The sequence below is a fragment of the Mycobacterium sp. E3247 genome, from assembly GCF_001667785.1.
In the GTDB taxonomy this organism is placed as follows: domain Bacteria; phylum Actinomycetota; class Actinomycetes; order Mycobacteriales; family Mycobacteriaceae; genus Mycobacterium.
In genome coordinates this window covers 1-26,102 of record NZ_LZJG01000358.1, presented here as the reverse complement: position 1 = coordinate 26,102, position 26,102 = coordinate 1, and the positions used below count along the sequence as shown (strand labels likewise).

Sequence of the window (26,102 nt, the reverse complement as noted above, 5' to 3'; positions counted from 1 at the left end):
TAGAAAGCGATGAGGAAAAACTAAATTATTGCTGGCAATATGACCGAGTCGCTAACGCCAGCGCCCGTTGATAGAGACCGTCGAGCCGACGCGCGCCGATGACCTCGCGGCTGGCGAGGTCGCGCTGCCCGGGACATGCCGGCGAGTGCAGCGGGCCCCACTGGGCCACCACCTGGGACAGCATCGCCTGATTCAGTGCGTCGATCGACGATCGCGACGCCGACAGATCCTCCGCCCCGGTGGGGGCTGCCGCGGGGTCGAGCTTCCAATCCGCGAACCGGGCGTATTCGATGCCCTCGGTAGCGCTGATCTGGTCGCCGAAGATCCGGGTGACGTAATCCGGATCGATCTGCCGGGCGGAGGCCTGGGCGGCCATGTTCGCGAGTTCTTGCCGGACGCGGACCTGGTCTTCGATCGCCCCGTGGGTGGTCCACTTGAAGGCGGCCACCGGCTCGGCGATCTGTAACCGCTGCGCCGCGGCGTCGACCAATTCGTGGAGTGGGCTCGTCTCGTCCGCCCGCACCGGCGATGCGATCAAGATCGCCATCGCGCCGATCACGCCGCCGCAGCGGCGGGCGATCCGGGTGCTGCGGCGGCTGGTCATAGCCATGATTCTGCGGCAGCCCCGGGCATCCGGGCCGTTCGGAGTTAGCCTGAATTGCTGATGTCGTCGACCATGGACAGCCGCGGCCCGCGCCGCGTTGGCCGAATGCGCGGAAAGACTTTGCGCTCGAAGCAGATTCGCGCGCTGATCGCCGTTGCGCTGGCGATTCCGCTGCTGCTGGGCGCGCTGTTTTTGCTGGTCGGTCGCCTCCATTCGACGCCCGCCGACGCCCTCGAGCACCCCGTGAGCCCCGTCAGCGACGGTCAGTCGAGGGCTCAGGCCGTTCAGGCGGCCCAGAGCGTCGTGGCCGCGACGGGCCTGCAGACGTCGTCGGCCGGCTACGCGCTGATGTCCTGCAAAGACCGCGACAACCCGCCGTACCAAGGCTCGGTCTACCTGACGTTCACGCTGCCCGCGGCGGCACCGGCCGATGCCTACTTCGCCCGAATCGCCGCAACGCTGGCCGAGCACGGCTGGGCCGAGGGCCTGCCGCCCAACAATCATGCGTGGGCCAGGACGCTCACCAAGGACGCCGTCACCGTGATAGTTTACCGCCACGACGACGAACCGCGGCTGGGCGTACTGCGGGTCTACGGCGAATGCCGGAACATGAACGACCATCGCCGCGACGCCACGACGTGGACCGATGTCACCGACCAATTCCCCCGGACGGGGTGAACCGCTCAGACCAAAAGGGCCACGACGTGCTACTGCGCCCGACGGCGTCGTCGTCAGGCGCAGTAGCGACCTCGGGTCAGGTAACGGTTATCCGCCGCCACCGGCCGTGGCACCCAGGGTGCCCTGCAGGTCCGGCTTCATGGCGTTGAGCTGAGCTCCCCAGTATTCCCAGCTGTGGGTCCCGTTGGCGTTGAAGTTGAACACCGCGTTGTGGCCACCGGCCGCGTTGTAGGCGTCCTGGAACTTCAGGTTGCTGCTGCGCACGAAGTTCTCCAGGAACTCGGCGGGCATGTTGGCCCCGCCCAGCTCCGACGGCGTGCCGTTACCGCAGTAGATCCAAAGGCGGGTGTTGTTGCCCACCAGCTTGGGGATCTGCAGTGAGGGGTCGTTGCGCTGCCAGGCGGGGTCGCTCGACGGGCCCCACATGTCGCTGGCCTTGTAACCGCCGGCGTCACCCATCGCGAGGCCGATCAAAGAGGGGCCCATGCCCTGCGAGGGGTCCATCAGGGCCGACAGCGAACCCGCATAGATGAACTGGTTCGGGTGGTAGGCGGCCAGGATCAGCGCCGAAGAACCGGCCATCGAGATGCCGACCGCGGCGCTGCCCGTGGACTTCACGCTCTTGTTGGAGGCCAGGTATTGCGGCAGCTCACTGGTCAGGAAGGTCTCCCACTTGTACGTCGAACAACCGGCCTTACCGCACGCCGGGCTGTACCAGTCGCTGTAGAAGCTGGACTGGCCGCCGACGGGCATGACGATCGACAGGCCGGACTGGTAGTACCACTCGAACGCCGGGGTGTTGATGTCCCAGCCGTTGTAGTCGTCTTGGGCGCGCAACCCGTCGAGCAGGTACACCGCGGGGGAGCCGTTGCCGCCGCTCTGGAATTGGACCTTGATGTTGCGGCCCATCCCGGCCGACGGCACCTGCAGGTATTCGACGGGCAGACCGGGGCGGGAGAAGGCTCCCGCGGTCGGCGCGCCGCCGGCAAGACCGATCAGGCCCGGCAGGGTGACAGCCGCTGCCGCACCGACTAAAAGCCGGCGCCCCCAGGCCCGGACCATCTCGCTCAGATCTGTCATACCTGCCCCTTGTCGCATGTGATCGTCGTCTCAGGCAGGAATTTACCGTGCGAATAGGCAGAATGTCGATCGGGACGCGAGGTGATCTCGGTTTGGTATCGCTTTTCCCGCGTCAATTTCCCCCGGGGGATAACGGCGCCGCAACGTCGACGCCGCTTGGCCCGCAGCCCGCTATCACCGCTGACTTGTGGGAAGCGCCTGGCAGCGGGGTCGGGTTTTGGGGGCGCGGTAATGGCCAGAGCGCCGATTTTCGACCCGACCGGGACGGCGGCCGGCCGCGCGACACCGAACCGCCGCCGAAAACGCGGATCCGGGACCTGGGGATCACCGAGCGCTTTTATCGCCTCGGGACGAAGGCGCGATTCCCGGCGCTGACGGCCGGCAGACGGCAGGTGCGTCACCTGCCCGTCCGGCCGGCGCATCCGCTGCGCGTGATCCGGCCGGTTGGCCGATGATGGGCGACCGGGGCAGCCGGACTTGCGGCGACCGCGTAGGCTCTCACGAAGCAAGCCGACGGAGACCACGTTTTCTCGGTCCGTTCCGGCTCTCACGAACCACCTCACCAGGGATTTCTGGTGCGCGTCGGTGCGGGTGAGGGTGTCGGAGGCCCGGGACCGATTGGGGCAATGAGTTTTGGACACGGTACTTGGGCTATCAGTGACGCCGGCCGCCGTTGGGTGGGTCCTCGCTGAGGGACACGGCGCAGACGGCACCATCCTGGATCACCAGGAGCTGGCCCTGCACACCGGCCGCGGCGCGTGCGCCGCGAGTACCGCGGAACAAGTGGTGGACGAGATCGCGCGGGTGGAAGCCCAGGCGGCCGCCAGCGAGCATCGTCTGCGCATCATTGGGGTGACGTGGAACGACGAGGCGGCCGCGCAGGCCGCGCTGCTGCTGGAAGCGCTGACCGACGCCGGATTCGACAACGTCGTGCCGGTCCGCCAACTCGAGGCCGTCGAGACGCTGGCCCAGGCCATCGCACCGGTCATCGGCTACGAGCAGACCGCGGTCTGCATCCTCGAACATGATTCGACGACCGTCGTCATGGTCGACACCCACGGCGGGGAGACGCAGACGGCGACAAAGCAGGTGCGCGGCGGCTTCGACGGACTGACGCGCTGGCTGACCGGCATGTTCGACCGCAACGGATGGCAACCCGGCGGGGTCGTGGTCGTCGGCGCGCACTGCGACATCGACGGATTCTCCTGGCAACTTGAAAACGCGCTGCCGGTACCGGTTTTCGTGCAAACGATGGCCCAGGTGACCATCGCGAGGGGCGCGGCGCTCACCGCCGCCCGCAGCACCGAGTTCACCGACGACCAACTGGTGGTGGACGGTGGGGAACCCGCGGCCACGCCCGCGACACCCCGGAAGCGGCCGTACGCCGGTGCCGTGACCACTCTGGCCGCCGGTGTGGTCACGTTCGTCTCCTCGATATCGCTCGCGGTGGGTTTCCAGCTGGCCCCGGCGAGCAACTCCGCCCCACGGCACGCGGTGCATGGGCCGACCCCACAGGTCGCCGAGGCCGTGGCGCCGCCGCCGGCCGTCGCACCGTTAACCCCCCAGGCGAAAGTGCCCGCGGGCGAACCGATCACGGAACCGACCGCGCCGGAGGTGCAGCAGCCGGACCCCGGTGGCCGGCAGCCGTACTTGACGCGAGTGCTCGAGCACATACCGGCCGACACCGGCGATCAAGCGGGCGACTCGGCATCGCCTGCGCCCGCCCAGCCGCAGCCCTGACGCCGACGGCCCCGCCGTTCAGACGTCTTTCGGGTGGGTCGCGGTGAAGGACACCATCACGTCGTCGGCGACCTTGAGCGAGCCCATCAGCAGTGAGTACGGCTTGACGCCGTAATCGGTTTGGCGGACGGTGGATTCGGTGGACATGCGCCACGTGTTCCCGAGATCCTCTGTGCGCAGTTCGACGACGTGATCCCGCGTCTTTCCCCGAATTTCGAGTTGGCCGATGAGCCGGTACCCGTCGCCTGTTTTCTCGATGCTTCTTGCGCAGAAGCGGATCCCGGGAAAACTGGCCGAGTCCAACGACTTCAACGCGTTGGACCGCACCAAAGCCTTTTCCGGCCCGGTCAATCCCTTCACGCCGCCCTCGCCGCGCATCACCTCGAAGGAATCGACCTCGACAGCCAACTCGGCGGTGACGGGGTCGGTGCCGGCCCACGCCACCGTAGCCTCCCAGCGCGTCATCGCGATGGTGAGCCGGTGGCCCATCCGCGCGGCCCTGCCGGCGACGCCGGTGCGGATCAACAATTCACCGTCAGCAGGGGTGAGGGTCCAGAGGTCGGTCACAGACCGACTGTAGTTACATCGTCAAGACGGTGCGGTAGTGCGCTCGCCCCTGCTCCAGCGCCGCATAGCCTTCGGCCGCCTGCGACAGCGGCAACTCCTCGATCCAGGCGCGGACACCGGACAGGACGGCGAAATGCATGGTGTCCTCGATGTCTTTGGCCGTGCCGGAGGCGTGGCCGACGATGCTGATCCCCGGCGTGATCAGCTGCACGGGACTGATGGGCAGCGGGTCCGGGGTCACCCCGATGGTCACCAGCTCGCCTTGCGGCGCCAGCCCGCCGACCGTGTCGGCCATGGCCTGGGAGTTGCCGGCGGTGCCCAGGACGACCGTCGCCCCGCCCAGTGCCTGCAGCGCCTCGGCGACGTCACGGCTGGTGGAGTCGATGTAGTGATGGGCGCCCAATTTCTTTGCGTCCTCGGCCTTACCGGTGCCGCGCGCGATCGCGATCGTTTCGAACCCCATCGCGCGGGCGAACTGCACGCCGAGGTGGCCGAGCCCGCCGACGCCGAGGATCGCCACCCGGTCACCGGGCAACGCCTTGGTGTGCCGTAGCGCGTTGTAGGTCGTGACGCCGGCGCAACCCATGGGGGCGGCTTCCGCGTCGGTGAGCTCCGACGGGATCCGGGCCAGCGCGTTGGCCGGCACGGTCACCGATTCCGCGTAGCCGCCCGGGTAGTGCCAGCTCGGCACCTTGCCGTTGACGCAGTGGATGAAAATGCCCTTGCGGCAGGGGTCGCAGTGGTAGCAGCAGCCGCCGAACCAGCCGACCGCGACGCGATCGCCCACCGCGAAATCGTCGACCCCCTCGCCGAGTTCGGCGACGGTTCCGGCGATTTCGTGTCCCGGGGTCAGCGGCCACGACATGTCCGGGAAACCGCCGTTGACGAAGGCGCGGTCGGTGCCGCATATCCCGCACGCGGTGACCGCGATGCGCACCTCGTCGCGACCGGGTGGGGGCGTTTCGACTTCGGCGAGCTCTAAAGGGCCGCCCACGGATTGAATCCGGACGGCTTGATGTGTCGGCATCGGCTTAGCCTAGTGCGCGACAGGTTCTTTCGCCGACCCGTCGGTGTGGTAGTCGACCTGCCAGTGCTTGATCCCATTGAGCCAGCCCGACCGCAGCCGTTCGGGCTTCCCGATCGATTCCAGGTTCGGGATGCCGTCGGCGATCGCGTTGAACATCAGGTCGATGGTCATCCGCGCCAGGTTCGACCCGATGCAGTAATGCGCACCGGTACCACCGAATCCCACGTGCGGGTTGGGGTCGCGAAGGATGTTGAAGGTGAACGGGTCCTCGAATACGTCCTCGTCGAAATTGGCCGAGCGGTAGACCATCACCACGCGCTGGCCCTTCTTGATCTGCACGCCGGACAGTTCGTAGTCCTCCAGGGCGGTGCGCTGGAATGACGTCACCGGCGTGGCCCAGCGGACGATCTCGTCCGCCGCCGTGGCAGGTCGCTCCCGTTTGAACAGCTCCCACTGATCGGGAAAATCGGTGAACGCCATCATGCCCTGGGTGATGGAGTTGCGGGTGGTCTCATTGCCGGCCACGGCCAGCAGGATGACGAAGAAGCCGAACTCGTCGTCGGAGAGCTTGTGGCCGTCGATGTCGGCCTGGACCAGCTTGGTGACGAGGTCTTCCCCCGGATTCTTCGCCCGGTCGGCGGCCATCTGCATGCCGTACATGATGAGTTCGACGGACGCGGTCATCGAGTCGTTGGTGGCGAACTCGGGGTCCTGGTCGCCGACCATCTCGTTGGACCAGTGGAAAAGCTTCTTCCGTTCTTCCTGTGGCACGCCCATCAACCCCGCGATGGCCTGCAGCGGCAGCTCGCACGAGACCTGCTCCACGAAGTCACCGCGGCCCTGGGCGGCCGCCTCCTCGACGATGCGCCGGGCGCGCTCGGCGAGGTCGCCGCGCAGGCGTTCGATGGAGCGCGGGGTGAAGGCGCGCGAGATGATCTTGCGCAGTCGGGTGTGCTGCGGCGCATCCATGTTGAGTAGGACGAACTTGCCGCGTTCGACCTGCTCGCCGACTGTGCCGTCCTTGTAGCGCGGCAGGGCGGTGTTCTTCAGGCTGGAGAAGACGTCGCTGCGCAGCGAGATCTCTTTGACGTCCTTGTGCTTGGTGACCACCCAGAAGCCGCCGTCGTCGAATCCGCCCGCACCGATCGGCTGTTCGTTCCACCAGATCGGCGCCGTCCGCCGCAGTTCGGCCAGTTCCTCCACCGGCAGCCGTTCGGCGTGGATGTCCGGATCGGTGAAGTCGAATCCGGGCGGGAGATTGGGGACCGGCTTGGCGGTTGGCTCGACGGTTGGCATGGCCCGCTCCTCGATGACGAAGTGGTCTAGTCGTCTTTGTGCAAATAAACCATTGCCGCACCACGGTTGGGAAGCATTGACACAAGATCGCCGGGTGGAAATTGAAACGTGTTCCTCGTTGCCCGCCCCTCCGGTCGATACGGTCTTGTGGCGCGGGCCCCGATGGATATGCTTTGGTGCAGGTCACCGGCGACGACAGGCGGGGTGGAACATGATTCGGGAACTGCTCAGCGCCGCTGCTGCAGCGGGCATCGCGATCGGCATGGCGCCGTGCGCCGCCGCCGGGTACGACGGCGACGTGCCGGGCATGAATTATCAGGCGTCGCTGGGCGCCCCGTGCGACAACTACGAACGCTTCATCTTCGGCCGGGGCCCCAGCGGCCAGGCCGAGGCGTGCCACTTCCCGCCGCCCAACCAATTCCCGGCGGCCACCACCGGATACTGGGTCATGTCGTATCCCCTGTACGGGGTGCAGCAGGCCGGCGCGAAGTGCCCCGGGCCGCAGGCCGCGGCGCAGTCGGATCGCGGGTTGCCCATGCTGTGCCTGGGGGAGCGGGGTTGGCAGGAGGGATGGTTCACCGGGGCGGGGTTCTTCCCCCCGGCCGAATGAGATGACCATGAGCGACGGTCGGACCGCCGAAACCGCACTCCCGCGCTGGCTGCGCTTCGTCCTCGCGTCGGATCGCGCCGGCTCCGCCTGGTACATCGGTACCGGGTTCTTCTTCGCGCCGATCCTGGCCGTGCTGTCGCCATGGCCCGTCGTGACCGCCGTGCTCTGGGCGGTCATCGGGCTGGCCGGGCTGTGGCTGGGTCTACTCGGTATCGCGATGGCCGCGGGCCTAACCCGAGTGTTGCGGTCCGGGACCGAAATCCCCGAATCTTATTGGCGCACTTTGGTGAAGTACTGAGGCGGTGAACTACCGAGGGGCTGCGCCCGGGCTAGAGTCATAGCAACCGGTCCTGTGACAAGAGGAGACTCGAGATGGGCTTCAATCCGAAAGATGCGGTCGACGCGGCCCGGGACATCGCGACCAACGCGGTCGAGAAGGCCTCCGACATCGTCGAACACGCCAGCGACATCATCCGCGGCGACATCGCCGGCGGTGCCAGCGGGATCGTTCAGAACTCGATCGACATCGGCACGTACGCGGTGGACCGGACGAAGGAGATGTTCACCGGCCGCGACGAGGTCGACGACGTCTAGAAGTCCTCAGACGGAGGCGGCCTCGTTGAGCTCGTCGAGCCTGTTGGTCGCTTCCAGATACTCCTGCACCCAGCGCTCGATGACGGTCGCCGTCTTCTCCACCTTGGTGAACTGGCCGACGACCTGACCCACCGGGTTGAACGCGACGTCCACGCTCTCGTTCGGGTACCGGTTGGTCGCCCGCACCGCCATCCCGGACACCATGTACTGCAGCGGCATACCGAGCGGCTTGGGGTTGTCCGGCTGTTCCCACGCCTCGGTCCAGTCGTTGCGCAGCATGCGGGCGGGCTTGCCGGTGAAGGACCGGCTGCGGACGGTGTCCCGGCTGCCCGCCTTGGCGTACGCCGCTTGCTGGATCGGCGTGTTCGAGGATTCCTCGACCATCAGCCACTGCGAACCCGTCCATGCCCCCTGGGCACCCAGCGCCAGCGCCGCCGCGATCTGCTGGCCGCTGCCGATACCGCCGGCCGCGAGCACAGGCACCGGGGCGACTTCCTTGACCACCTGCGGCCACAACACGATGGAGCCCACCTCGCCGCAGTGACCGCCGGCCTCGCCACCCTGGGCGATGATGATGTCGACGCCGGCGTCGGCGTGCTTGCGAGCCTGCGAGGGGGAGCCGCACAGCGCGGCCACCTTGAGGCCCGCCTCATGGATGTGCTTGATCATGTCGGCCGGCGGGGTGCCGAGCGCGTTCGCGATCATCTTCACCTTCGGGTGCTTGAGCGCCACCTCGACCTGCGGAGTGGCGGTCGCCTCGGTCCAGCCGAGCAGCTGCAGGCTGTCGCCGTCGCTGTCCTCGATCGGCACGCCGTGGTCGGCGAGGATCTTCTTGCCGAAGTCCAGGTGCTCCTGCGGCACCATCTTGCGCAGCGTCTCGGCGAGCTCCTCGGCGGACAGGTGCGAGTCCATGCCCTCGTATTTGTTCGGGATGACGATGTCGACGCCGTACGGGTGGTCGCCGATGTTCTCGTCGATCCAGTTGAGCTCGATCTCGAGCTGCTCGGGGGTGAAGCCGACAGCGCCGAGCACGCCGAACCCTCCGGCCTTGCTGACCGCGACCACGACATCACGACAGTGGGTGAACGCGAAGATCGGAAACTCGATACCAAGCTCATCGCAGATGGCGGTGTGCATCTCTACTCCTGGGACGCGGCCGAATTGAAACGTGTTCTAGTTTAGTACGTACCTCATTGACGTGGCCAGCGGGTCCTGACCTGCGTTTTGTCACTACGACCCGTCACGGGGGTCCACGGGCCACTCAGGGCGCCACACTGCGGGCGACCCACAGCGCCAGGAACGCGAACATGCAACCGGCGCACACCAGATGATCCCGGCAAACCGACCGCGCCAGACGCGCCTGCTCGGGCCGGTCATCGGCCCGGCGCCCGAGTCGCACGGCATCCGGAACCGTTTGCGTCAAAGCCAGCATGACCGGAACCCCGGCGAGAACGGCCGAGAACACCAGAACCCACCACGGCTGGGGCCCGCGCGCGAACTCGTAGGTCAACGCCCCCAATAAGACCACCATGACAACGGCGATCAGCCGGCTCATCGGGCGCGACGTGGTCGTCGCACGATGGTAGTAAGCCGCGATGGAATCAAGCACTGCGTCGGGCAAACCGGTTGAGGCAGAACGGAACCGGAGGACCTGAACGTCGAATGCCAAATCCATCCACAAGACGGCGAACAGGAATCCGCCGCAGGCCGTGAGCAATGAGGCCATAACGCTCCTCCATCTCCGGCTCACCAGGGAGCACAGATCGACGTGGACCCATTGTTTCGCGGCACCGCAACCACGGTCACACTATTGATCCGCTCCCTCGCCAGCGGGTAGCGTAGTGCTGCCAATTACGACACGGTACGTAGCGTAATTGGAGTCATTCACCGAGAGGATCCGCTCGATGCGCAGCGCCTATGCCGGCGTTCCCTTCAACACGTCCACGGCGGACATCGAAGCCGCCCTGGCGGACGTCAGCATTCCGACGCTGCTGCTTTCACTCGTGCACATCACCGGCGACCCCCGGTTCATCCGCGAGTTCAAGCAGATGGGCGTCTTCCTCAACGAGATCCAGGGCTTCATGTCCGAGGAGGACAAGGCCCGTGCCCGCGCCGCGGCCCTACCGGTGATCGCCGACTATCGGGACCGCGGTTGTCCCGAACCGAAGCCACTCGGCCTCGACCTCATCCGGGAGATGATGGACTGGGCGGCCTGCGAGCACGTGACCGACGACTACCTGCCGCTGGTGCTGGAAGAGATGGACCTCGACGGCGTCGACCCGCGCCGCCCGCCGGCGCTGCCGGCCGAAAGCGCGGCCGACACCCCGGTCTTGGTCGTCGGCTGTGGTGAGTCGGGCATTCTGGCCGGAATCCGGCTCAAGCAGGCCAACATTCCCTTCACCATCGTGGAGAAGAACGCCGGGCCAGGCGGAACGTGGTGGGAGAACAGCTATCCGGGCGCCCGCGTCGACGTGGCAAACCATTTCTATTGCTACAGCTTCGAACCCAACAACGACTGGACGCATTTCTTCGCCGAGCAGCACGAGCTGCAGGACTATTTCACCCGGGTGGTGACCAAGCACGATCTGGCCGAGCACGTGCTGTGGAATACCGAAGTGCTGGCCGCCGAGTGGATCGACGAGGACGGCACCTGGAGCGTTCGGTTGCGCGGCGCCGAGGGCCAGACCAGGACGGTGCGAGCCAGGGCCCTGATCACCGCGGTCGGTCAGCTGAACCGGCCCAGCATCCCCGACTTCGACGGGGCCGAGACGTTCGCCGGCCCGGCGTTCCATTCCGCCGCCTGGGACCACTCCGTCGATCTGAGCGGCAAGCGGGTGGCACTCGTCGGTGCCGGCGCCAGCGGATTCCAGATCGCACCCGCCATCGCCCCAGAAGTCGAGCACCTCACCGTGTTTCAGCGGACGGCACAGTGGATGTTCCCCAACCCGATGTACCACGATGAGGTCGGCGAGGGCATGCGCTGGGCGATGCGCCACCTGCCGTTCTATGGCCGGTGGTACCGCTTCCTGGTGCTCTGGCCCGGCTCCGACAAGGGCCTGGACGCCGCCGAGAGCGACCCTGACTTTGCCGACCAGGAGCATGCCGTCAGCGACATCAACGCCGCCGCCCAGATGATGTTCTCCCAGTGGATCACCAGCCAGATCGGGGAAGGGGACGAGCTGCTGAGCAAGGTGATGCCCGACTATCCGGCTTGTGGCAAACGGACGCTGCAGGACAACGGCAGCTGGCTGCAAACGCTGCAGCGGGACAACGTCGAGTTGGTGCGCACACCGATTCGGCGGATCACTCCCCACGGCATCGTCACCGAAGACGGTGTGACGCATGAGGCCGACATCATCGTGTACGCCACGGGTTTCCGGCACACCGACGTGCTCTGGCCGCTGAAGATCACCGGCCGCGACGGCGTCGACCTGCGCGAGTCGTGGGGGAGCCGGCCGTACGCCTACCTCGGCATCACCGTTCCGAAGTTCCCCAACCTGTTCATCATCTACGGACCGGGGACTCACTTGGCGCACGGAGGCAGCCTGATCTTCCAGTCCGAACTGCAGATGCGCTATATCGACCAGTGCCTGGCGCGGCTGGCCGACCCGGACGTGCACTCGCTGGAACCGAAGCCCGAGGCAGCTAACGATTGGCACGAGCGCACCCAGACCCAGATCAAAAAGATGGTGTGGGCGCACCCCGCGGTCAAACACTCCTACTTCAAGAACGCCGACGGCGAGATCCACACCGTCAGCCCCTGGCGCCTCAACGAGTACTGGGCCGCGGTGCGCGAGCCCGACTGGTCACAGTTCGTCGTGCGACAAAGGAAGTGAGCGCCTCATCATGCGTACGGTAGTCGTCGACGGGCCGCACAGCATTCGGGTCGACACCCGGCCCGATCCAGCCCTTCCCGGCCCCGGCGGGGCGATCGTCGAGGTCACCGCCGCCGGCATCTGCGGATCCGATTTGCACTTCTACGAGGCGGACTTCCCGATGCCGGCCCCGATCGCGCTCGGCCATGAAGCCATCGGCACCGTCGTGGAAGTCGGCGGCGACGTGCGCACGATCAAGGTGGGCGACCCGGTGTTGGTCTCGTCGGTGACCGGGTGCGGTGCCTGCGCGGGCTGCGCCACCCGCGATCCGGTCATGTGCCACAACGGCTTCCAGATCTTCGGCGGCGGGGTGCTGGGCGGCGCGCAGGCCGACCTGCTGGCCGTGCCGGCGGCCGACTTTCAGCTGCTCAAAATGCCGGAAGCCATCAGCACCGAACAGGCGTTACTGCTCACCGACAACCTCGCCACCGGCTGGGCGGCGGCCCAGCGTGCCGACATTCCGCTCGGGGGCACCGTGGCCGTCATCGGCCTGGGCGCTGTCGGCCTGTGCTCCCTACGTAGCGCGTTATTCCAGGGCGCCGCAACGGTTTTCGCCGTCGATCAGGTGCAGGGACGGTTGGACCGCGCCGTCCGGTGGGGAGCGACACCCCTGCGGGCACCCGCGGTCGAGGCCATCCTCGAAGCCACCGGGGGCCGCGGCGCTGACGCCGTGATCGACGCCGTCGCCACCGACGCGTCCCTGACCGACGCGCTCAACGCGGTGCGGCCCGGCGGCACCGTCTCGGTTGTCGGCGTGCACGACATGAACCCGTTCCCACTGAACGCGCTGGGATGCCTGATCCGCAGCATCACGCTGCGGATGACGACGGCGCCGGTGCAGCGGACCTGGCCGGAATTGATCCCGCTACTGCAGTCCGGGCGCCTCGACGTCGACGGCATCTTCACTACCACGCTGCCATTGGAGGAAGCGTCCAAGGGCTACGCCACCGCGGCATCCCGCTCGGGCGACGACGTGAAGATCCTGCTGACGCCCTAGCTACCGGGTCGCCGTGATGTATTGGGACCGCATGAAACCGTCGATCTTGACGTCGACGTCCGGCGGGGTCATGCCATAACCGGCCTGCAGTTCGAGCGTGTTGCGGACGGGTTCGACCGCCCATCCGTGCGCGGCCAGCCGTTCGGCGGGGTCGGTCCGCGGCTCGTATGTCAGGGCGGAGAAGTCGACATCGCCGGACAGGTTGACGCCGGGATGGGACGCCTCCAGGGCCTTGAGTTGGTCGTGATCCAGGCGGGACCCCAGCGCCCCGATGGCGATTCGGCTGCCGGGTGCACTGAGCCCGCTGATCCGGGTGAGGAGCGTGTTCTGGGCCTCGTCGGTGAGGTAGGGCAGCACTCCCTCCACCGACCAGGCGCTGGGGCGTTCCACGTCGAAGCCGGCGGCCTCCAGCGCCCTCGACCAGTCGGTGCGCAGGTCGGCGGCGACCTCGACCCTGGGGGCCTTGGGTTTGGCGCCGTGCTGGGCGAGCACGTGCGCCTTGAATTCCAGCACCTTCGGCAGGTCGATCTCGAAAACCTTTGTGCCCTGCACCCATTCGAGTCGGTATGCACGGGAGTCCAGGCCGGCGGCAACGATCACCGCCTGACGGATTCCCGCATCGCCGGCCGCGATGAAGAAGTCGTCGAAGAACCGGGTCTGCACCCCGTAGAGGCGGGGGAAGGCCATCTCGTCTTCGGACGTTCCCGGGTTGGCGATCAGGCCCGCCAGATACGGGTCGCCCGAGGCCTCGATGAAGGCCTTGGCGTAGTCGTCGCGGACCAGCGGTTGCGGGCTCAGCGCATGCAGCGCCCGCCAGCCGGCCACCAGCAACGCGGTGTAACCCACGCTGCTGACGATGTCCCAGTGGTCGTCGTCGGAACGCAGCGAGCCGAATTCGGGCGTCGCGCTCATGGTCGGGCCTCCTGTCAAAAATCCGGCCACCGAAGAGCCGGCGTCGTCAACGTACCCGGAGTTCCTGTGTCAGAGCTCCAGAACAACTGTGACCGGTCCGTCGTTGACCAACTCGACCTGCATGTTCGCGCCGAACACCCCGGTCTGGACCTCGGCGCCCAACCGCCGCAACGCCTCGGCGAACGCCTCGACCAGCGGCTGCGCGACCGCACCCGGGGCGGCCGCGTTCCACGACGGTCGCCGGCCCTTGGCGGTGTCGGCGTACAGGGTGAACTGACTGACGACCAGAATCGGGGCGTTCACGTCCGCCGCCGACCGTTCCTGGTCGAGAATCCTTAAATACCAAATCTTTTCAGCGAGCCGCCGCGCCTTGTCCGAATCGTCGGTGTGGGTCACGCCGACGAAGGCCAGCAGGCCCTGACCGGACGGCCGGATGGCGCCCACCGCTTCGCCTTCGACCGACACCGTCGCCGACGTAACCCGCTGCACCAAGACCCGCATGAGGCTCGATGCTGCCAGTCCGGCCCGGGAAAGGTTCGGTAGGCTCGTCGGGTGTCTGTGCTCGTCGCCTTTTCCGTCACACCGATGGGTGTCGGTGAGGGGGTGGGCGAGATCGTCGCCGAAGCGGTTCGGGTCGTTCGTGATTCCGGCCTGCCCAACGAGACCGATTCGATGTTCACCGTCATCGAGGGCGAAACCTGGGAAGAAGTGATGGCCGTCGTGCAGCGCGCGGTCGAGGCGGTGGCCGCCCGCGCACCCCGGGTCAGCACGGTGATCAAGGCGGACTGGCGGGCCGGGGTCAGCGACGCGATGACGCAGAAGGTCGCCTCCGTCGAGCGTTACCTGGAGGGCGGCTAGCCCGTCGCCGTGGCTCGGCTCCGCGCTCCCGCCCTGCCAGTAGGCTCGTGGCGGTGAGCGCACGCGCAGGCATCGTCGTCACCGGAACGGAAGTCCTCACCGGGCGGGTCCAAGACGCGAACGGCCCGTGGATCGCCGACCGACTGCTGGAGCTGGGCGTCGAGCTGGCGCACATCACCATCTGCGGCGACCGCCCGGCCGACATCGAGGCTCAGCTGCGCTTCCTGGCGGAGCAGGGCATGGACCTGATCGTCACCAGCGGCGGCCTGGGGCCCACGGCCGACGACATGACGGTGGAGGTGGTGGCGCGGTTCTGCGGTCGCGAGCTGGTGTTGGACGACGAGACCGAGAACAAGATCGCGGACATCCTGAGGAAACTGATGGGGCGCTTCGAGGGCGTGGACTTCGAAGCGGTGCGCGCCGCCAATCGCAAGCAGGCGATGATTCCCGCCGGGGCACAGGTGCTCGACCCGGTCGGCACCGCACCCGGCGTCGTCGTCCCCGGCAAGCCGACCGTCATCGTGCTGCCGGGGCCACCGCGCGAGCTGCAGCCGATGTGGCGCCGGGCCATCGAGACGCCCGCGGCGCAGCAGGCGATCGCCGGCCGGACGCTCTACCGCCAGGACATCGTGCGCATGTTCGGGCTGCCCGAGTCAGGTCTGGCCGAAACGCTGCGCGACGCCGAGGCGTCGGTTCCCGGCTTCGAATCACTCGAAATCACGACCTGCCTCCGACGGGGCGAAATCGAGATGGTCACCCGCTACGAGCCGGACGCCGCGCCCGGCTACGCGAAGCTGATGCAGCTCGTGCGCGACCGGCACGCTCAGCAGCTCTTCTCCGAAGACGGTTCCACGGTGGACGATCTGGTCGCCCGGGCGCTGGCCGGCCGCCGGATCGCGACGGCCGAATCCTGCACCGCCGGGCTGCTGGCCGCGCGGCTGACCGACCGGCCCGGCTCGTCGGACTACGTGGCGGGCGGGGTGGTGGCCTACGCCAACGACGCGAAGGCCGAGCTGCTCGGCGTCGACCCGGCGCTGATCGTGGCGCATGGCGCGGTGTCCGAGCCGGTGGCCGAGGCGATGGCGGCCGGCGCGCTACGCCGGTTCGGCGCCGACACCGCCGTCGCGATCACCGGTGTCGCCGGCCCGGGCGGGGGAACTCCGGAAAAGCCCGTCGGCACAGTGTGTTTCACGGTGACGCTGGCGGACGGCTTCACGGACACCCGCACGTTGCGGCTGCCCGGGAACCGCTCCGACGTCCGGGAACGCTCGACGACGGTGGCTTTGCACCTGCTGCGCCGCGCCCTCACCAGCCCCGAGTAGGGATGTCGTCGAGGTTGCCGCCATGGTCGTGGGCGGCGCCCCGATCACAGCCGTGGCGGCCATCTCGGCGTGACTGACTCACCTCGGATCGGTTGCCAGGAAGGCGGTTTGCGCGGTGCCGAAACGAATTCCCGTGGCGTCCTTGCCGATCAGCGTCAGCAACGCGACGGCGATCAGCACCGGAACGATCGTCGCCGCCAGCGCGAAGGGATAGCCGTGCGATTCGGCCAGGCGCTCCTGAATCGGCAGGTTGAACGCCGCCAGTAGGTTGCCCAGTTGGTAGGTCACGCCGGGGTAGAGCCCGCGGATGGCGTCCGGCGACATTTCGGTCAGGTGGGCCGGGATGACACCCCAGGCGCCCTGCACGAACAACTGCATCAAGAACGAGCCGAGACACAACATGGCCGCGGTGCGTGAGTAGGCGAACAACGGCACGATCGGTAGCGCCAATAGCGCGCAGAAGATGATGGTGTGGCGGCGGCTGAACCGCTGCGACAGCGTGCCGAAGAACAGCCCGCCGATGATGGCGCCGACGTTGTAGACGATCACGATCCACTTGACCGTCGCGCTGGACAGGCCGGCGCCGTGGTTGGCGGTGGCCGTCAAAAATGTCGGGTAGACGTCCTGGGTGCCGTGACTCATCCAGTTGAAGGCGGTCATCAGCAGCACGAGGTAGAAGAACCGGCGGATGATCTTGGCGTCGCGCAGCACGTCGCGGATCTTGGTGCTGGTGAGCTTCATCTGGTCCTGCGCGGCCTCCCAGACCTCGGATTCCTCCACCCGGTACCGGATGATCAGGCTGACCAGCGCCGGAATGATGCTCAGCGCGAACAACCACCGCCACGACAGGCCGAGCCAATTCATCACGACCAGCGATGCGACGCTCGCCAGCAGATAGCCGAACGCATAGCCCTCCTGCAACAGGCCGGAGAAAAAGCCGCGCCGCTCGACGGGAACCTTCTCCATGGCCAGCGCGGCGCCCAACCCCCACTCGCCGCCCATGCCGATGCCGTAGAGCAGCCGCAGGATCACCAGCACGGTGAAGTTGGGGGCGAACGCGCACAGGAAGCCCACCACCGAGTAGAACATCACGTCCACCATCAACGGCAGCCGCCGACCGACTCGGTCGGCCCACAGCCCGAACAGCAGCGCGCCGACGGGACGCATGATCAGGGTGGCGGTGGTGACGAACGCGACCTCCGCCTTGCTGTGGTGAAACGTCTTCGCGATGTCGGCGTAGACGAGCACGACGATGAAGTAGTCGAAGGCGTCCATCGTCCAGCCCAATAGGGCCGCGATGAAGGAGTTCCGCTGATCCGCGGTCAACTTCTGTCGAGGGCTTTGAGTGGTCACGTCAGCATCGTGGCGTACCGGGCACCGTAAAGCGAGCCGTTTCGACATGCAATCCGCGAGAGTAAGTTGCGAATACATGCGGATCATCGACGCCGACGGACATGTTGCCGAGAACCCCTCACTGGCGACCGAAGCGATCAAACGCTGGCCGCAATACGTCAAGCCTGCGGCCGACGGCAGCAGGTTGATGTTCGAGGGGCGCAGCTACCCGGAGGATCAGGGCCCGGGTGCCGGGTGTCCGCCCCAGCACGGGATCAGCAAGGCGCCGGACATCAACTGCCGCTCGACCGAAGGCGTGCTCGGCGACGCCGATCGCGACCACATCGACACCATGGTGTTGTATCCGAGTCTGGGCCTGTGCGTGCCCACGCTGGAGGATCCGGAGTTCGCGGCGGGATTCGCCCGGCTCTACAACGAGTGGATCGCGGACTACTGCGCCCCGTCGGGCGGGCGGCTACGCGGCGTCGCGGTGACCCCGATCGAGCACGGCCAAGCGGCCATCGACGTGATGACCGAAGCGAAAGATCTTGGGCTGGTGGCGATTTTGGTTCCGCCGGCGCTCAAGAACCGCAACCTCGACCACCCCGACCTCGATCCCTTCTACGCCGCCGCGGTCGACCTGGAGTTGCCGGTGGGGATTCACGGCGCGCCGGGCATCCACCTCCCGAAGATCGGCGTGGACCGCTTCACCAACTACATACAGGTGCACTGCATCAGTTTCCCGTTCGACCAGATGACCGCAATGACCGCGCTGGTATCCGGCGGCGTCTTCGAGCGCCACCCGCGGTTGCGGGTCGCCTTCCTCGAGGCTGGCGCGGGTTGGGTCCCGTTCTTCATGGATCGCCTGCACGAGCACTACGAGAAGCGCGGTGACTGGGTCGAGGGCGGCTGGCGCCGCGATCCGCACGAGTACCTGGCCGCCGGGAACATCTGGGTGACGTGCGAGCCGGAGGAGCCGATCCTGCCCGGGGTGATCGACGTGCTCGGCGCCGACTTCATCATGTTCGCCAGCGACTACCCGCACTGGGACGGCGAATGGCCGGAGAGCACCAAGCATTTGCGCACCCGCGCCGATATCAGCGAGGAGGCCCGCGAAAAGATCGGCGGACTCAACGCGCAGCGCTTCTACAACCTGAACTAGGCTCTCGCGGCTCACCGCCCGGGGTTTCAGCCCGCACGATCCTGCTGGGCGGCGACCCGATAGCCTCCTAGCACCGGGGTTTTTTGGAGGCGATGATCTGACATGACCGACAAGTGGTTCTCCGATTTCAGCGCGCCGGGACAGCTGACCCTCGCGGACCTGTGCGACCAAATCGAGCAGAAGATCCATGTCAACGCGGACAACCAGAAAGCCCCGCAGGAGTTTCCCGATTGGCAGGCGTGTGTGGCAGATCGGGACGCGACCATCCAGAAGTTGAGCGCGGCTGTTGTCAACCTGTGCCAGATGGTGAAGTACCTGGCAGCGGAAGGCCAGCGCGGCGACGCCTAGCGACGAATGTCGACACGAATGGGCTGCCCTTCGCCGACGGCCGGTGGCAGGATCTTGGACCATGGGCCCTTTTCTGCTTCGCGCCGCACTGACCGGTTTCGCGCTGTGGCTGGTCACGAAGTTCGTCCACGGGATCACGTTCGTCGGCGGTGACACCAAGCTTCAGCGGGTCGGCATCATCTTCGTCGTCGCCGTCATCTTCGGTCTGGTCAACGCGTTCATCAAGCCGATCGTCCAGCTCTTGTCGATCCCGCTGTACGTCCTGACCCTCGGCCTGTTCCACGTCGTCGTCAACGCGCTGATGTTGTGGATCACCGCGTGGATCACCGAGCACACCACGCATTGGGGTTTGCAGATCGACCGTTTCTGGTGGACGGCGATCTGGGCCGCGGTCGTCTTGTCGATCGTGAGCTGGCTGCTGTCGCTGATCATTCGCGACGTCAGCCGCCGCTAGCGGCCCTGCCAGCGCGGCGGTCGCTTCTCGGCGAAGGCGCGCGGCCCCTCCTTGGCGTCCTCGGTCTCGAAAATGCGGTCGCTGTGCCGGGTTTCGTTGTCGTACGCCGACTCGAGATCGAGCGCCAAACCCTCGACGGCGGACTGCTTCGTCGCGAACACCGCGAGCGGGGCGTTCGCCGCGATGCGCTCGGCGTAGTCGTACGCGGTGTCCATCAGCCGCTCCGGCGGGACCACGCGGTTGATCAGCCCCATCGCCAGCGCCCGGTCCGCGTCCACCATGTCGGCGGTCAGCAATAGCTCCATCGCCAGCGGGTAGGGCATCTGACGCGGCAGTCGCACGGTGCTCCCACCCCCGGCGAACAGGCCGCGCTTGGGCTCCATCACCGCGAATCGCGCGGCCGGCACGGCGACCCGAATGTCGGTGGAGCTCAGCATCTCGAAGCCGCCGGCGACGCAGGTGCCGTTGACCGCGGCGATGACCGGTTTGTAGACGGGGAAGCGGTGCAGGACGGCGTGGATGGCGTCGTCCTTGTTCCATCCTTCCGGTTGCGGCAGGTCGCCGGTGAGCTCCGGGATGAACTTTTTGAGGTCGGCGCCGGTGCAAAAGTCTTGCCCCACACCGGTGATCACGGCCACCCAGGCGCTGGTGTCGTCGCGGAATGCCGCCCAGGCGTGGGCCAGGTCGCGGAAGTGCTGCATGTCGAGCGAGTTGCGGGTTTCGGGACGGTTGATGGTGATGGTCACGATGTGGGCGTCCAGCGCGTAGTCGATGCTCATCGTGCCTCCGACTGACCGGCCAGCCGGACCACGTCGCGTGCGCAACCCCACGACAGGGTCACGCCGTTGCCGCCGTGGCCGTAGTTGTGGATGCATAGCGCCCGCCCCAGCGGCTCGACCGCCACCCGCACCGACGGGCGGTCTGGACGCAGCCCGGTGATGGTCTCCACCACCTCCGCTTCGGCGAGGCGCGGCTCAATCCGGCGGCAGCGGTGCAGGATTCGCTCGGTCACTTCGGGGTCCGCGGTGGTGTCCCAGCGGTCGGGGATGCTGATCCCGCCGCACACGACGCGCTGGGGATGGGGGAAATAGCAGGTCCATTCCGGGCCGCCGTTGATCTCCAAAAACAGTTGCCGCAGACCGGGATTGGTGAGCACGACGTGCTGGCCGAACAGGGGGCGAACGGTGTCGTCTCCGGCCAGGCGCCCGGCGGCGAGACCGGTGCAGTTAACCACGATCGGCGCGGCGTCGGCGACCTCGGCCAGTGACCGCAGCGGATGCTCCTCGATTTCACCGCCGGCCGCGGCCAGCCGGCGCGTCAGGTAGTCGAGATAGTGCGGCATGTCGATCATCGGCAGCGTGGCCCGGAAGCCATTGCCGACGCCGTCCGGCAGGTCCGTTGGGTCGGCCGGGCGCAGGTGGGGGATCAATCCCGCGGCGGACGCCATCGCCTCGGTCGCGGTCAGCTCGCCGGCGGCCAGCGCGGGCGCCAGTTGGACGCCCGAGCCCGCATCGGTGGCGAGTTCGCGAAAGACCCCCAGGGAGTGTTCGGTCCAGTCCAGTGTGTCGCTGGCCCGTTCGGCGGGCCGCGGTGGCAGCCATACCGCGCCCGCCACCTTCGATGTGGTGTGCTGTGGCAGGGCGGCGGTCCAGACCCGCACCGGCCAACCGGCCTCGGCCAGGCACACCGCCGATGTCAGCCCGCTGACACCGGCACCGACGACGACGATCTGTTGCGCACTGGCCACGGCGCCACCGTAGCGAAAGTAGCCCTACCGCGGGAGGTGCGGCCGGGTCGCGTCGGGACTTGTCAGTTGTGCGGGGGCGGCGGCGACGGCTGCTGCCCGGCCTGGCCGCCGAGCAACCCGTTGAGCAGGCCGAGGGTGCCCTGCACACCGGCGGGGGGCGTGGTGGGCGGCGGGGTGGCGTCCGGCGTCAGCTGCCACGGCTGGCAACCCGAGGTCTTGAATGCCTTGTCCGTCGGGTCGATCTGCACCACCTGCGGCTTCTTGCTCATGCTGTTGTCGATGATGTTGCCGTCGGGGTTGCCCGTCCGCTTCCAGTAACAGGTGCCGTTGTTGACGGGTCCACCCGAGCTGTAGATCCCGGGGACGATGTCGGTCCCGACGTTGTAGATACCGTCCTTGTCGATGCTCGTCTTGGGTCCGGGTGCCGGCGAGGCCGCCGGTGAAGCGCCCGGTGACGGCGCCGGTGAGGCGGACGACGGCGGGGGTCCCGGCGGGGGGCCCTGCGACGCCGCAGGCGACGGCGACGGTGCAGGCGTCTGGTCCGGGTCGGCCCCCGCGAAGCCCGCCGACGCCGTCCAACCCGCGATCACAAGTCCCGCGACGGCCAACCGCGTCGCGGTAGGAACACCAGCCTCAAACCCCATAGCACGCCAGCGTACCGGGACGAGCAGCCTAAATCACGTGAGGCGCCAACCGCCGGCCGCCGCGTCGGGACGCATAACCCCTGGTCGCAGCCGGCGGCGGACCTCACGCGAGCCGGCGCACCCGACCGGCGTAGCCGAGCGCATGCTCATACGTCTTGAGGTTGTCGCGAGAGATCTTCGCGTGCACCGGGCGTTCGAGAAGGAAGCGCAGCACCGGGTTGTAGGCGCGATAAGTCTCGTGGAAGGTCAGCACGGTGGTCCCGTCCGGCTGTTCCTCGAGCCGGTGATAGCCCTCGGCGCGGGACCACAGCGGCGCGCCGACGGCGACGTAGCGCGACAGCTTGTTCTTCTCGGCTTCCGTGACGGTCTCCCACGACCGTGCCCGGCCGCCCGACAGCAGGTACTTGGGCACCTCGTAGACGCAGGTGCGGACCAGGCCCTCGCCGGCCTCGTTGCCCTCGTTGAGGATCTCCATGCTGCCGCCGGGCCATTCGAGGACTCGCGGCCGCGGCGCGTCGGGCGGGGCGGGCGGATGCAGCACCCGCCACACCTTCGCCGGTGGCGCGTCGACGTGGAACCGCACGGTGTAGGACTGCATCAGCCGTCTCCCCAGCTATCCCAGAATGTGACGGTCTCGGCGGGCGGCCGCGCGGCCGGCCGGAAGTCGGTGCCGATGGTGTAGGCCACCGGGAACAGCGCGGCCTGCGTAACGGTGTCCGGGATGCCGAGCAACTCCGCCACCTCCCGCTCCTTGGCCAGATGCATCGTCGTCCACACCGATCCCAGCCCGCGGGATCGCAGGGCGAGCAGGAAGCTCCAGCCGGCCGGGATGATCGACGCCCATGCCGACGCGGCGGTCAACAGGTTGGAGTTGTCGATGCGACTGTCCAGGCACGGGATGACATGCACGGGGACCTTGCCCAGCGTCTCGGTCAGCGCCAGGGCGCCTGCGTACACCCGCCGGGTCTGCGGGTCGGAGGTCTCCTTGGCCGCGTGCGCCAGATAGTCGGCGCCGACGCTGCGGTAGATCTCGGCGATGGCGGCACGCTTGTCGGCATCGGTGATCACCAGCCACCGCCAGTCCTGCGCGTTGCTCGCGGTCGGCGCCTGCATCGCGAGCCGGATGCACTCGAGGATCACCTCGCGGCCCACCGGCCGGTCCAAGTCGAGACGCCTGCGCACCGACCGCGTCGTCGTCAGCAGTTCGTCGACGGTGGCCAGGTCCATCCCGTGTTCCTCACTAGAGATCGATTGCGCAGGACTGATCGACGCCCAGCACGGTCAACGAGCGCCCCAGGCCCAGGAAGACCGCGACACAGAGGGTGAGATCGAGGATCTCAGGGTCGGAGAACGACTCTCGCAGCCGCCCGAAGAAGGCATCGTCCAGCGACGCATGGTCCGTCGCGAACCGCTCGGCGTACTCGATGGCGAGTCGCTGCCGCGGCGTATAGCCGGGGTAGCTGGCGTACGCGGCGACGTTGTCGTAGAGCTCCGGCGCGACACCGGCGTCCAGCACCGATTGGGCCCGGAAACCGGCGCAGGCGACGCAGTCGTTGATCTGCGCGATGCGCATCCTGGCCAGCTCGCGCTCGTCGGCCGGCAGCACGCTCTGTTGGTATGCGCCGCGGATCATCCGCTCCACCATGTCACCGAGTTGCGGCCGCAGCGTCCAGATCATGGCGGCTTCGCCGCCCGGGCCGTCCGGCACGTTGAGGCGGGCCATCGGCGACTCCTGCGGTGAGGTAGTTACTGAGTCGAGCAAACCAGTTCGCAACTCGGCTGTCCAGGGCGCGATGCGCACCCGTAGACCCGACAATACGTTCGGAGTTACCGTCTCGACGTGCTGTTCATGCACGAGGTGCACAAGGTGCGCGGGCGCTGCGAGGACGACTTCGAGGCCGCGTTCCGGCAGGGCTGGATGCCCATGCTCGCCGCCGGTGACGATGCGCGGCTGCTCTGGTACGCCGACCACGCCCAGGGCAGCGGCCCGTCCTACACCGTCGTGACCGTCACCGCGGTCCGGGACGGCGCGGCGTGGGAGCGCCTGGCGCTGCAGGTGCAAAGGGGCGATCTGCAGGCGTGGATGCGCGAGCTGGACGAACTGCGCTACGACGTCGACGCCAAGCTGCTCGCGCCACTGCCGTGGTCGCCGTTGCAAGAGATGCGGCTGGAGGAGGTGCCGGTCGACGGGCGGGAGCACGAATTGAGCCTCTACATGGAAGACACCATGTGGCCCTTCCCGGACAGGTTCGACGAATACATCGAGCGCAGCGGCGACGTGTACGCCCAGAGCCTGGAGCGGCCCTCGTCAATGCTGTTGATCCAGGCGGCTTTTCAGCCCGCCCTGGGCAGCCACCTGCACCGCGAGGTCATCCTGATGCAACGCATTGAGCAGCCCGAGCAACTGCTCGCACTGCTCCGCACCCGGATCCCCCACCAATTTCGCGCCCCGGGGACCTGGATGCACGACGCCCTCGAACTGCGGGACCAGTGGACCAGTCGGCTGCTGCGCACCTCCGCGTGGTCACCCCTGCACTGAGCCTGGACCCCATGAATATCGGAACGATCCTCGAAGCCGCCGCGACGAACGATCCCGCTCGCGTCGCGCTCATCATCGACGGGCGCTCGATCGGTTACGGCGAGCTGGCGGACACCGTGCGCCGGTGCGCCGCCGGCCTGGCCGACCGCGGCGTGGTGGCCGGCCAGCGCATTGCGGTCGTCGATGGCGGAAGCGTGCTCTCGATCGCGGCCGTGCTGGGGGCGGCCCGCATCGGCGCCGCGGCCGCGCTGATGAACCCGGCGCTGACCCCGCCTGAACTCCGTGGGCTTTTGACGAATGCGGGCTGCGCCGAAGTGGCCGTCGCGGGGCAGCCGTACATCGGCCGGCTCCGAGAGGCCGGTGCGCCAACGGTATTGGGTGCCGAGCTGCTGCTGGAGGGCACCGATGCCGCGGCGCCTGATGAGATCGCCGACCGCGATGCCCTGATCCTGTTCACCAGCGGGACTACGGGACTGCCGAAGGCCGTCGGCATCACCGGCCGGCAGCTGACACGGCGGATCAAGGGGATGGCGGCGCCGTTTCGGGCCGACGCCAAACCCTCGGTGGGGATGATGTGCGTTCCGTTCTTTCACGTCGGGGGCGCGCTGGGCACGCTCGGCAGCCTCTACTCGGGCAACACCTCGGTGGTACAGCCGCGCTTTGACGCCGGCGAGTGGCTGCGCCTGGTGTCCCAACATCGGGTGACCACCACATTCCTCGTTCCGACGATGCTGCGACGCATCCTCGACCATCCGCACTTCGCCGACGCCGACCTGTCGTCGTTGGTCGCCATCGCCTACGGCGCCGCCGCCGCACCCGTCGCTTTGGTGCGCCGGGCGATGGCCGCCCTGCCGCATGTGGCTTTTGCCAACGTGTTCGGGCAGACCGAGACCCTCGGCGCCTACACGACGCTGATGCCCGCCGATCACCGCGATCCCGCACGGTCGGGATCCGTCGGCCGGCCGCTGCCCGGGGTCGACGTGCGCCTGGTGGACCCCGAAACGGGAGAGGACGTGAAGCCCGGGACGGTGGGCGAGTTGTGGGTGAACACCACCCAGAACGTCACCGACGGCTGGCTGCGCACCGGTGACCTGGCCCGCCAGGACGCCGACGGCTACCTCTTCCCGTGCGGACGGCTCAGCGACACCATCAATCGCGGGGGCGAGAAGTTCGGGCCGACCGAAGTCGAGGAAGCGCTGCGTTCCCACCCGGCGGTACGTGACGTCGCGGTCGCCGGAATCGCCGACGACGAGCTCGGCCAGCGGGTGGGAGCTGCGGTGGTGGCTTGCGCCCCAGTGACTCTGAAAGATCTGCGATCGCACTGCCGCGAGTCGCTCGCCTACTTCAAGCTGCCCGAGCGGCTGGCGCTCGTCGACGACATCCCCTATAGCTCGACCGGCAAGGTCAGCCGCCGCCAGCTCGCCACGCTGATCGCCAATCAGGGCTGAAACCAAGGAGTGTCGATGCTGTTCCTCCACGAGACCCACCAGGTGGTCGGCGCACGGCAGGACGAATTCGAGGCGGCCTATCGCGAGGGCTGGATGCCCACGCTCGCCGCCGGCGATGAAGCGCGGCTGCTCTGGTACACCAACCACGCCCACGGGTCTGGGCAGTCCTACAACGTGGTCACCATCACCGGCATCGCCGGCGGCGAGCGTGGGCATCCAGCCCTCGCGATAGGCCGCCTCGAATTCGTCCTGCCGTGCGCCGACCACC

Annotated in this window: 31 protein-coding genes and 1 pseudogene; 16 read left to right on the top strand and 16 right to left on the bottom strand. The window is 67.6% G+C overall.

Translation table 11 applies throughout. The annotated features are described in order from the left end of the window. Positions 1–25: 25 nt before the first annotated feature. Positions 26–610, bottom strand: coding sequence for a chorismate mutase (locus A9X04_RS19685; RefSeq protein WP_067924127.1), 585 nt, complete (start codon positions 608–610; stop codon positions 26–28). A gap of 99 nt (positions 611–709) precedes the next feature. On the opposite strand from A9X04_RS19685, the gene A9X04_RS19680 reads away from it, so the two are divergent. Continuing rightward, complete coding sequence (locus A9X04_RS19680) at positions 710–1,282, top strand: hypothetical protein (RefSeq protein WP_082975112.1); 573 nt, start codon at positions 710–712, stop codon at positions 1,280–1,282. Between the two features lie 87 nt (positions 1,283–1,369). Here the strand turns inward: A9X04_RS19680 and ag85B are convergent, their stop codons facing one another. Further along, positions 1,370–2,362 (bottom strand): diacylglycerol acyltransferase/mycolyltransferase Ag85B, encoded by a 993-nt coding sequence (ag85B, locus tag A9X04_RS19675; RefSeq protein ID WP_067924124.1) that lies wholly within the window; start codon positions 2,360–2,362, stop codon positions 1,370–1,372. A gap of 62 nt (positions 2,363–2,424) precedes the next feature. On the opposite strand from ag85B, the gene A9X04_RS19670 reads away from it, so the two are divergent. Both A9X04_RS19670 and A9X04_RS19665 read left to right on the top strand, forming a co-directional pair. After that, the gene (locus A9X04_RS19670; protein ID WP_156764433.1) at positions 2,425–2,817 is read left to right on the top strand and encodes a hypothetical protein; all 393 of its coding nucleotides are present in this window, start codon (positions 2,425–2,427) and stop codon (positions 2,815–2,817) included. A gap of 178 nt (positions 2,818–2,995) precedes the next feature. Beyond that, positions 2,996–4,102: a hypothetical protein gene (locus A9X04_RS19665; RefSeq protein ID WP_067924119.1), complete on the top strand. Its 1,107-nt coding sequence runs from the start codon at positions 2,996–2,998 to the stop codon at positions 4,100–4,102. Positions 4,103–4,120: 18 nt separating this feature from the next. On the opposite strand, the gene A9X04_RS19660 is transcribed toward A9X04_RS19665, so the two are convergent. Genes A9X04_RS19660 through A9X04_RS19650 form a run of 3 tightly spaced genes read right to left on the bottom strand, consistent with a single transcriptional unit; the run spans position 4,121 to position 6,992 of the window. Continuing rightward, positions 4,121–4,669, bottom strand: a complete 549-nt coding sequence (locus tag A9X04_RS19660; protein WP_067924116.1) for a YceI family protein — start codon at positions 4,667–4,669, stop codon at positions 4,121–4,123. 13 nt (positions 4,670–4,682) lie between these two features. Continuing rightward, the gene (locus A9X04_RS19655; RefSeq protein WP_067924113.1) at positions 4,683–5,696 is read right to left on the bottom strand and encodes an alcohol dehydrogenase catalytic domain-containing protein; all 1,014 of its coding nucleotides are present in this window, start codon (positions 5,694–5,696) and stop codon (positions 4,683–4,685) included. Positions 5,697–5,705: 9 nt separating this feature from the next. Then, positions 5,706–6,992 (bottom strand): cytochrome P450, encoded by a 1,287-nt coding sequence (locus A9X04_RS19650; RefSeq protein ID WP_067924110.1) that lies wholly within the window; start codon positions 6,990–6,992, stop codon positions 5,706–5,708. Between the two features lie 211 nt (positions 6,993–7,203). Here A9X04_RS19650 and A9X04_RS19645 point away from each other — a divergent pair, with 211 nt between their 5' ends. From A9X04_RS19645 to A9X04_RS19635, 3 genes are all read left to right on the top strand, one after another. Beyond that, a complete protein-coding gene (locus tag A9X04_RS19645) occupies positions 7,204–7,602 on the top strand; it encodes a hypothetical protein (RefSeq protein ID WP_067924103.1) in 399 nt (132 codons plus the stop codon). Position 7,603: 1 nt separating this feature from the next. Then, positions 7,604–7,900, top strand: coding sequence for a hypothetical protein (locus A9X04_RS19640; protein ID WP_067924100.1), 297 nt, complete (start codon positions 7,604–7,606; stop codon positions 7,898–7,900). A 74-nt stretch (positions 7,901–7,974) separates the two neighbouring features. Continuing rightward, positions 7,975–8,196, top strand: a complete 222-nt coding sequence (locus tag A9X04_RS19635) for a hypothetical protein (protein ID WP_067924097.1) — start codon at positions 7,975–7,977, stop codon at positions 8,194–8,196. Between the two features lie 6 nt (positions 8,197–8,202). Here the strand turns inward: A9X04_RS19635 and A9X04_RS19630 are convergent, their stop codons facing one another. Continuing rightward, entirely contained in the window at positions 8,203–9,333 is a 1,131-nt protein-coding gene (locus A9X04_RS19630; protein ID WP_067924093.1) for a nitronate monooxygenase, read from the bottom strand. Positions 9,334–9,457: 124 nt separating this feature from the next. Beyond that, entirely contained in the window at positions 9,458–9,922 is a 465-nt protein-coding gene (locus tag A9X04_RS19625) for a hypothetical protein (RefSeq protein ID WP_067924090.1), read from the bottom strand. A gap of 178 nt (positions 9,923–10,100) precedes the next feature. Between A9X04_RS19625 and A9X04_RS19620 the strand changes: the two genes are divergently transcribed. Both A9X04_RS19620 and A9X04_RS19615 read left to right on the top strand, forming a co-directional pair. After that, positions 10,101–12,032: an NAD(P)/FAD-dependent oxidoreductase gene (locus tag A9X04_RS19620; RefSeq protein WP_067924087.1), complete on the top strand. Its 1,932-nt coding sequence runs from the start codon at positions 10,101–10,103 to the stop codon at positions 12,030–12,032. Positions 12,033–12,042: 10 nt separating this feature from the next. Further along, positions 12,043–13,068, top strand: coding sequence for an alcohol dehydrogenase catalytic domain-containing protein (locus A9X04_RS19615; RefSeq protein WP_067924084.1), 1,026 nt, complete (start codon positions 12,043–12,045; stop codon positions 13,066–13,068). On the opposite strand, the gene A9X04_RS19610 is transcribed toward A9X04_RS19615, so the two are convergent. Beyond that, a complete protein-coding gene (locus tag A9X04_RS19610) occupies positions 13,069–13,980 on the bottom strand; it encodes a class I SAM-dependent methyltransferase (protein ID WP_067924083.1) in 912 nt (303 codons plus the stop codon). It lies immediately after the preceding gene. Between the two features lie 69 nt (positions 13,981–14,049). Then, a complete protein-coding gene (gene dtd, locus A9X04_RS19605; RefSeq protein ID WP_067924080.1) occupies positions 14,050–14,481 on the bottom strand; it encodes a D-aminoacyl-tRNA deacylase in 432 nt (143 codons plus the stop codon). Positions 14,482–14,532: 51 nt separating this feature from the next. Here dtd and A9X04_RS19600 point away from each other — a divergent pair, with 51 nt between their 5' ends. Continuing rightward, positions 14,533–14,838 (top strand): MTH1187 family thiamine-binding protein, encoded by a 306-nt coding sequence (locus A9X04_RS19600; protein WP_067924078.1) that lies wholly within the window; start codon positions 14,533–14,535, stop codon positions 14,836–14,838. A gap of 47 nt (positions 14,839–14,885) precedes the next feature. Continuing rightward, a complete protein-coding gene (locus A9X04_RS19595; RefSeq protein ID WP_067924075.1) occupies positions 14,886–16,160 on the top strand; it encodes a competence/damage-inducible protein A in 1,275 nt (424 codons plus the stop codon). 78 nt (positions 16,161–16,238) lie between these two features. On the opposite strand, the gene A9X04_RS19590 is transcribed toward A9X04_RS19595, so the two are convergent. Beyond that, positions 16,239–17,591 carry a sialate:H+ symport family MFS transporter gene (locus tag A9X04_RS19590; protein WP_369828979.1) on the bottom strand — a complete coding sequence of 451 codons (1,353 nt, stop codon included), beginning with the start codon at positions 17,589–17,591 and terminating at the stop codon, positions 16,239–16,241. Between A9X04_RS19590 and A9X04_RS19585 the strand changes: the two genes are divergently transcribed. The 3 genes from A9X04_RS19585 to A9X04_RS19575 all read left to right on the top strand — a co-directional run bounded on the left by A9X04_RS19585 (position 17,590) and on the right by A9X04_RS19575 (position 19,456). Continuing rightward, positions 17,590–18,654 carry an amidohydrolase family protein gene (locus A9X04_RS19585; RefSeq protein ID WP_067924061.1) on the top strand — a complete coding sequence of 355 codons (1,065 nt, stop codon included), beginning with the start codon at positions 17,590–17,592 and terminating at the stop codon, positions 18,652–18,654. The genes A9X04_RS19590 and A9X04_RS19585 overlap by 2 nt on opposite strands. A gap of 102 nt (positions 18,655–18,756) precedes the next feature. Continuing rightward, positions 18,757–19,002 carry a hypothetical protein gene (locus tag A9X04_RS19580; RefSeq protein ID WP_067924059.1) on the top strand — a complete coding sequence of 82 codons (246 nt, stop codon included), beginning with the start codon at positions 18,757–18,759 and terminating at the stop codon, positions 19,000–19,002. A 61-nt stretch (positions 19,003–19,063) separates the two neighbouring features. Beyond that, entirely contained in the window at positions 19,064–19,456 is a 393-nt protein-coding gene (locus A9X04_RS19575) for a phage holin family protein (protein WP_067924056.1), read from the top strand. On the opposite strand, the gene A9X04_RS19570 is transcribed toward A9X04_RS19575, so the two are convergent. The 6 genes from A9X04_RS19570 to A9X04_RS19545 all read right to left on the bottom strand — a co-directional run bounded on the left by A9X04_RS19570 (position 19,453) and on the right by A9X04_RS19545 (position 23,570). Then, the gene (locus A9X04_RS19570) at positions 19,453–20,235 is read right to left on the bottom strand and encodes an enoyl-CoA hydratase/isomerase family protein (RefSeq protein WP_067924053.1); all 783 of its coding nucleotides are present in this window, start codon (positions 20,233–20,235) and stop codon (positions 19,453–19,455) included. The genes A9X04_RS19575 and A9X04_RS19570 overlap by 4 nt on opposite strands. Beyond that, positions 20,232–21,203 (bottom strand): FAD-dependent oxidoreductase, encoded by a 972-nt coding sequence (locus A9X04_RS19565; protein WP_067924049.1) that lies wholly within the window; start codon positions 21,201–21,203, stop codon positions 20,232–20,234. The genes A9X04_RS19570 and A9X04_RS19565 overlap by 4 nt, the downstream gene beginning before the upstream one ends. Positions 21,204–21,265: 62 nt before the next feature. Next, on the bottom strand, positions 21,266–21,847 hold the full coding sequence (locus A9X04_RS31035) for a hypothetical protein (protein WP_067924046.1): 582 nt from the start codon (positions 21,845–21,847) through the stop codon (positions 21,266–21,268). A gap of 103 nt (positions 21,848–21,950) precedes the next feature. Next, positions 21,951–22,445, bottom strand: a complete 495-nt coding sequence (locus tag A9X04_RS19555; RefSeq protein ID WP_067924043.1) for an SRPBCC family protein — start codon at positions 22,443–22,445, stop codon at positions 21,951–21,953. Further along, positions 22,445–23,074: a nitroreductase family protein gene (locus tag A9X04_RS19550; RefSeq protein WP_067924040.1), complete on the bottom strand. Its 630-nt coding sequence runs from the start codon at positions 23,072–23,074 to the stop codon at positions 22,445–22,447. Before A9X04_RS19550 ends, A9X04_RS19555 begins: the two co-directional genes overlap by 1 nt. Positions 23,075–23,087: 13 nt before the next feature. Continuing rightward, a complete protein-coding gene (locus tag A9X04_RS19545; RefSeq protein ID WP_067924037.1) occupies positions 23,088–23,570 on the bottom strand; it encodes a carboxymuconolactone decarboxylase family protein in 483 nt (160 codons plus the stop codon). 126 nt (positions 23,571–23,696) lie between these two features. Between A9X04_RS19545 and A9X04_RS19540 the strand changes: the two genes are divergently transcribed. The 3 genes and pseudogenes from A9X04_RS19540 to A9X04_RS19530 all read left to right on the top strand — a co-directional run. After that, complete coding sequence (locus A9X04_RS19540; RefSeq protein ID WP_231985767.1) at positions 23,697–24,386, top strand: hypothetical protein; 690 nt, start codon at positions 23,697–23,699, stop codon at positions 24,384–24,386. A gap of 11 nt (positions 24,387–24,397) precedes the next feature. Next, on the top strand, positions 24,398–25,834 hold the full coding sequence (locus tag A9X04_RS19535) for a class I adenylate-forming enzyme family protein (RefSeq protein WP_067924174.1): 1,437 nt from the start codon (positions 24,398–24,400) through the stop codon (positions 25,832–25,834). A 15-nt stretch (positions 25,835–25,849) separates the two neighbouring features. Then, positions 25,850–26,102, top strand: a pseudogene (locus A9X04_RS19530) (hypothetical protein); the annotation flags it as partial.

Bases quoted from the DNA above. Each gene is read 5' to 3' on its own strand.
- A9X04_RS19685 (WP_067924127.1), bottom strand. From the start codon at position 610: ATGGCTATGACCAGCCGCCGCAGCACCCGGATCGCCCGCCGCTGCGGC.
- A9X04_RS19680 (WP_082975112.1), top strand. From the start codon at position 710: ATGCGCGGAAAGACTTTGCGCTCGAAGCAGATTCGCGCGCTGATCGCC.
- ag85B (WP_067924124.1), bottom strand. From the start codon at position 2,362: ATGACAGATCTGAGCGAGATGGTCCGGGCCTGGGGGCGCCGGCTTTTA.
- A9X04_RS19670 (WP_156764433.1), top strand. From the start codon at position 2,425: ATGTCGATCGGGACGCGAGGTGATCTCGGTTTGGTATCGCTTTTCCCG.
- A9X04_RS19655 (WP_067924113.1), bottom strand. From the start codon at position 5,696: ATGCCGACACATCAAGCCGTCCGGATTCAATCCGTGGGCGGCCCTTTA.
- A9X04_RS19650 (WP_067924110.1), bottom strand. From the start codon at position 6,992: ATGCCAACCGTCGAGCCAACCGCCAAGCCGGTCCCCAATCTCCCGCCC.
- A9X04_RS19645 (WP_067924103.1), top strand. From the start codon at position 7,204: ATGATTCGGGAACTGCTCAGCGCCGCTGCTGCAGCGGGCATCGCGATC.
- A9X04_RS19640 (WP_067924100.1), top strand. From the start codon at position 7,604: ATGACCATGAGCGACGGTCGGACCGCCGAAACCGCACTCCCGCGCTGG.
- A9X04_RS19635 (WP_067924097.1), top strand. From the start codon at position 7,975: ATGGGCTTCAATCCGAAAGATGCGGTCGACGCGGCCCGGGACATCGCG.
- A9X04_RS19630 (WP_067924093.1), bottom strand. From the start codon at position 9,333: ATGCACACCGCCATCTGCGATGAGCTTGGTATCGAGTTTCCGATCTTC.
- A9X04_RS19625 (WP_067924090.1), bottom strand. From the start codon at position 9,922: ATGGCCTCATTGCTCACGGCCTGCGGCGGATTCCTGTTCGCCGTCTTG.
- A9X04_RS19620 (WP_067924087.1), top strand. From the start codon at position 10,101: ATGCGCAGCGCCTATGCCGGCGTTCCCTTCAACACGTCCACGGCGGAC.
- A9X04_RS19615 (WP_067924084.1), top strand. From the start codon at position 12,043: ATGCGTACGGTAGTCGTCGACGGGCCGCACAGCATTCGGGTCGACACC.
- A9X04_RS19610 (WP_067924083.1), bottom strand. From the start codon at position 13,980: ATGAGCGCGACGCCCGAATTCGGCTCGCTGCGTTCCGACGACGACCAC.
- dtd (WP_067924080.1), bottom strand. From the start codon at position 14,481: ATGCGGGTCTTGGTGCAGCGGGTTACGTCGGCGACGGTGTCGGTCGAA.
- A9X04_RS19585 (WP_067924061.1), top strand. From the start codon at position 17,590: ATGCGGATCATCGACGCCGACGGACATGTTGCCGAGAACCCCTCACTG.
- A9X04_RS19590 (WP_369828979.1), bottom strand. From the start codon at position 17,591: ATGTATTCGCAACTTACTCTCGCGGATTGCATGTCGAAACGGCTCGCT.
- A9X04_RS19580 (WP_067924059.1), top strand. From the start codon at position 18,757: ATGACCGACAAGTGGTTCTCCGATTTCAGCGCGCCGGGACAGCTGACC.
- A9X04_RS19575 (WP_067924056.1), top strand. From the start codon at position 19,064: ATGGGCCCTTTTCTGCTTCGCGCCGCACTGACCGGTTTCGCGCTGTGG.
- A9X04_RS19570 (WP_067924053.1), bottom strand. From the start codon at position 20,235: ATGAGCATCGACTACGCGCTGGACGCCCACATCGTGACCATCACCATC.
- A9X04_RS31035 (WP_067924046.1), bottom strand. From the start codon at position 21,847: ATGGGGTTTGAGGCTGGTGTTCCTACCGCGACGCGGTTGGCCGTCGCG.
- A9X04_RS19555 (WP_067924043.1), bottom strand. From the start codon at position 22,445: ATGCAGTCCTACACCGTGCGGTTCCACGTCGACGCGCCACCGGCGAAG.
- A9X04_RS19550 (WP_067924040.1), bottom strand. From the start codon at position 23,074: ATGGACCTGGCCACCGTCGACGAACTGCTGACGACGACGCGGTCGGTG.
- A9X04_RS19545 (WP_067924037.1), bottom strand. From the start codon at position 23,570: ATGGCCCGCCTCAACGTGCCGGACGGCCCGGGCGGCGAAGCCGCCATG.
- A9X04_RS19540 (WP_231985767.1), top strand. From the start codon at position 23,697: ATGCACGAGGTGCACAAGGTGCGCGGGCGCTGCGAGGACGACTTCGAG.
- A9X04_RS19535 (WP_067924174.1), top strand. From the start codon at position 24,398: ATGAATATCGGAACGATCCTCGAAGCCGCCGCGACGAACGATCCCGCT.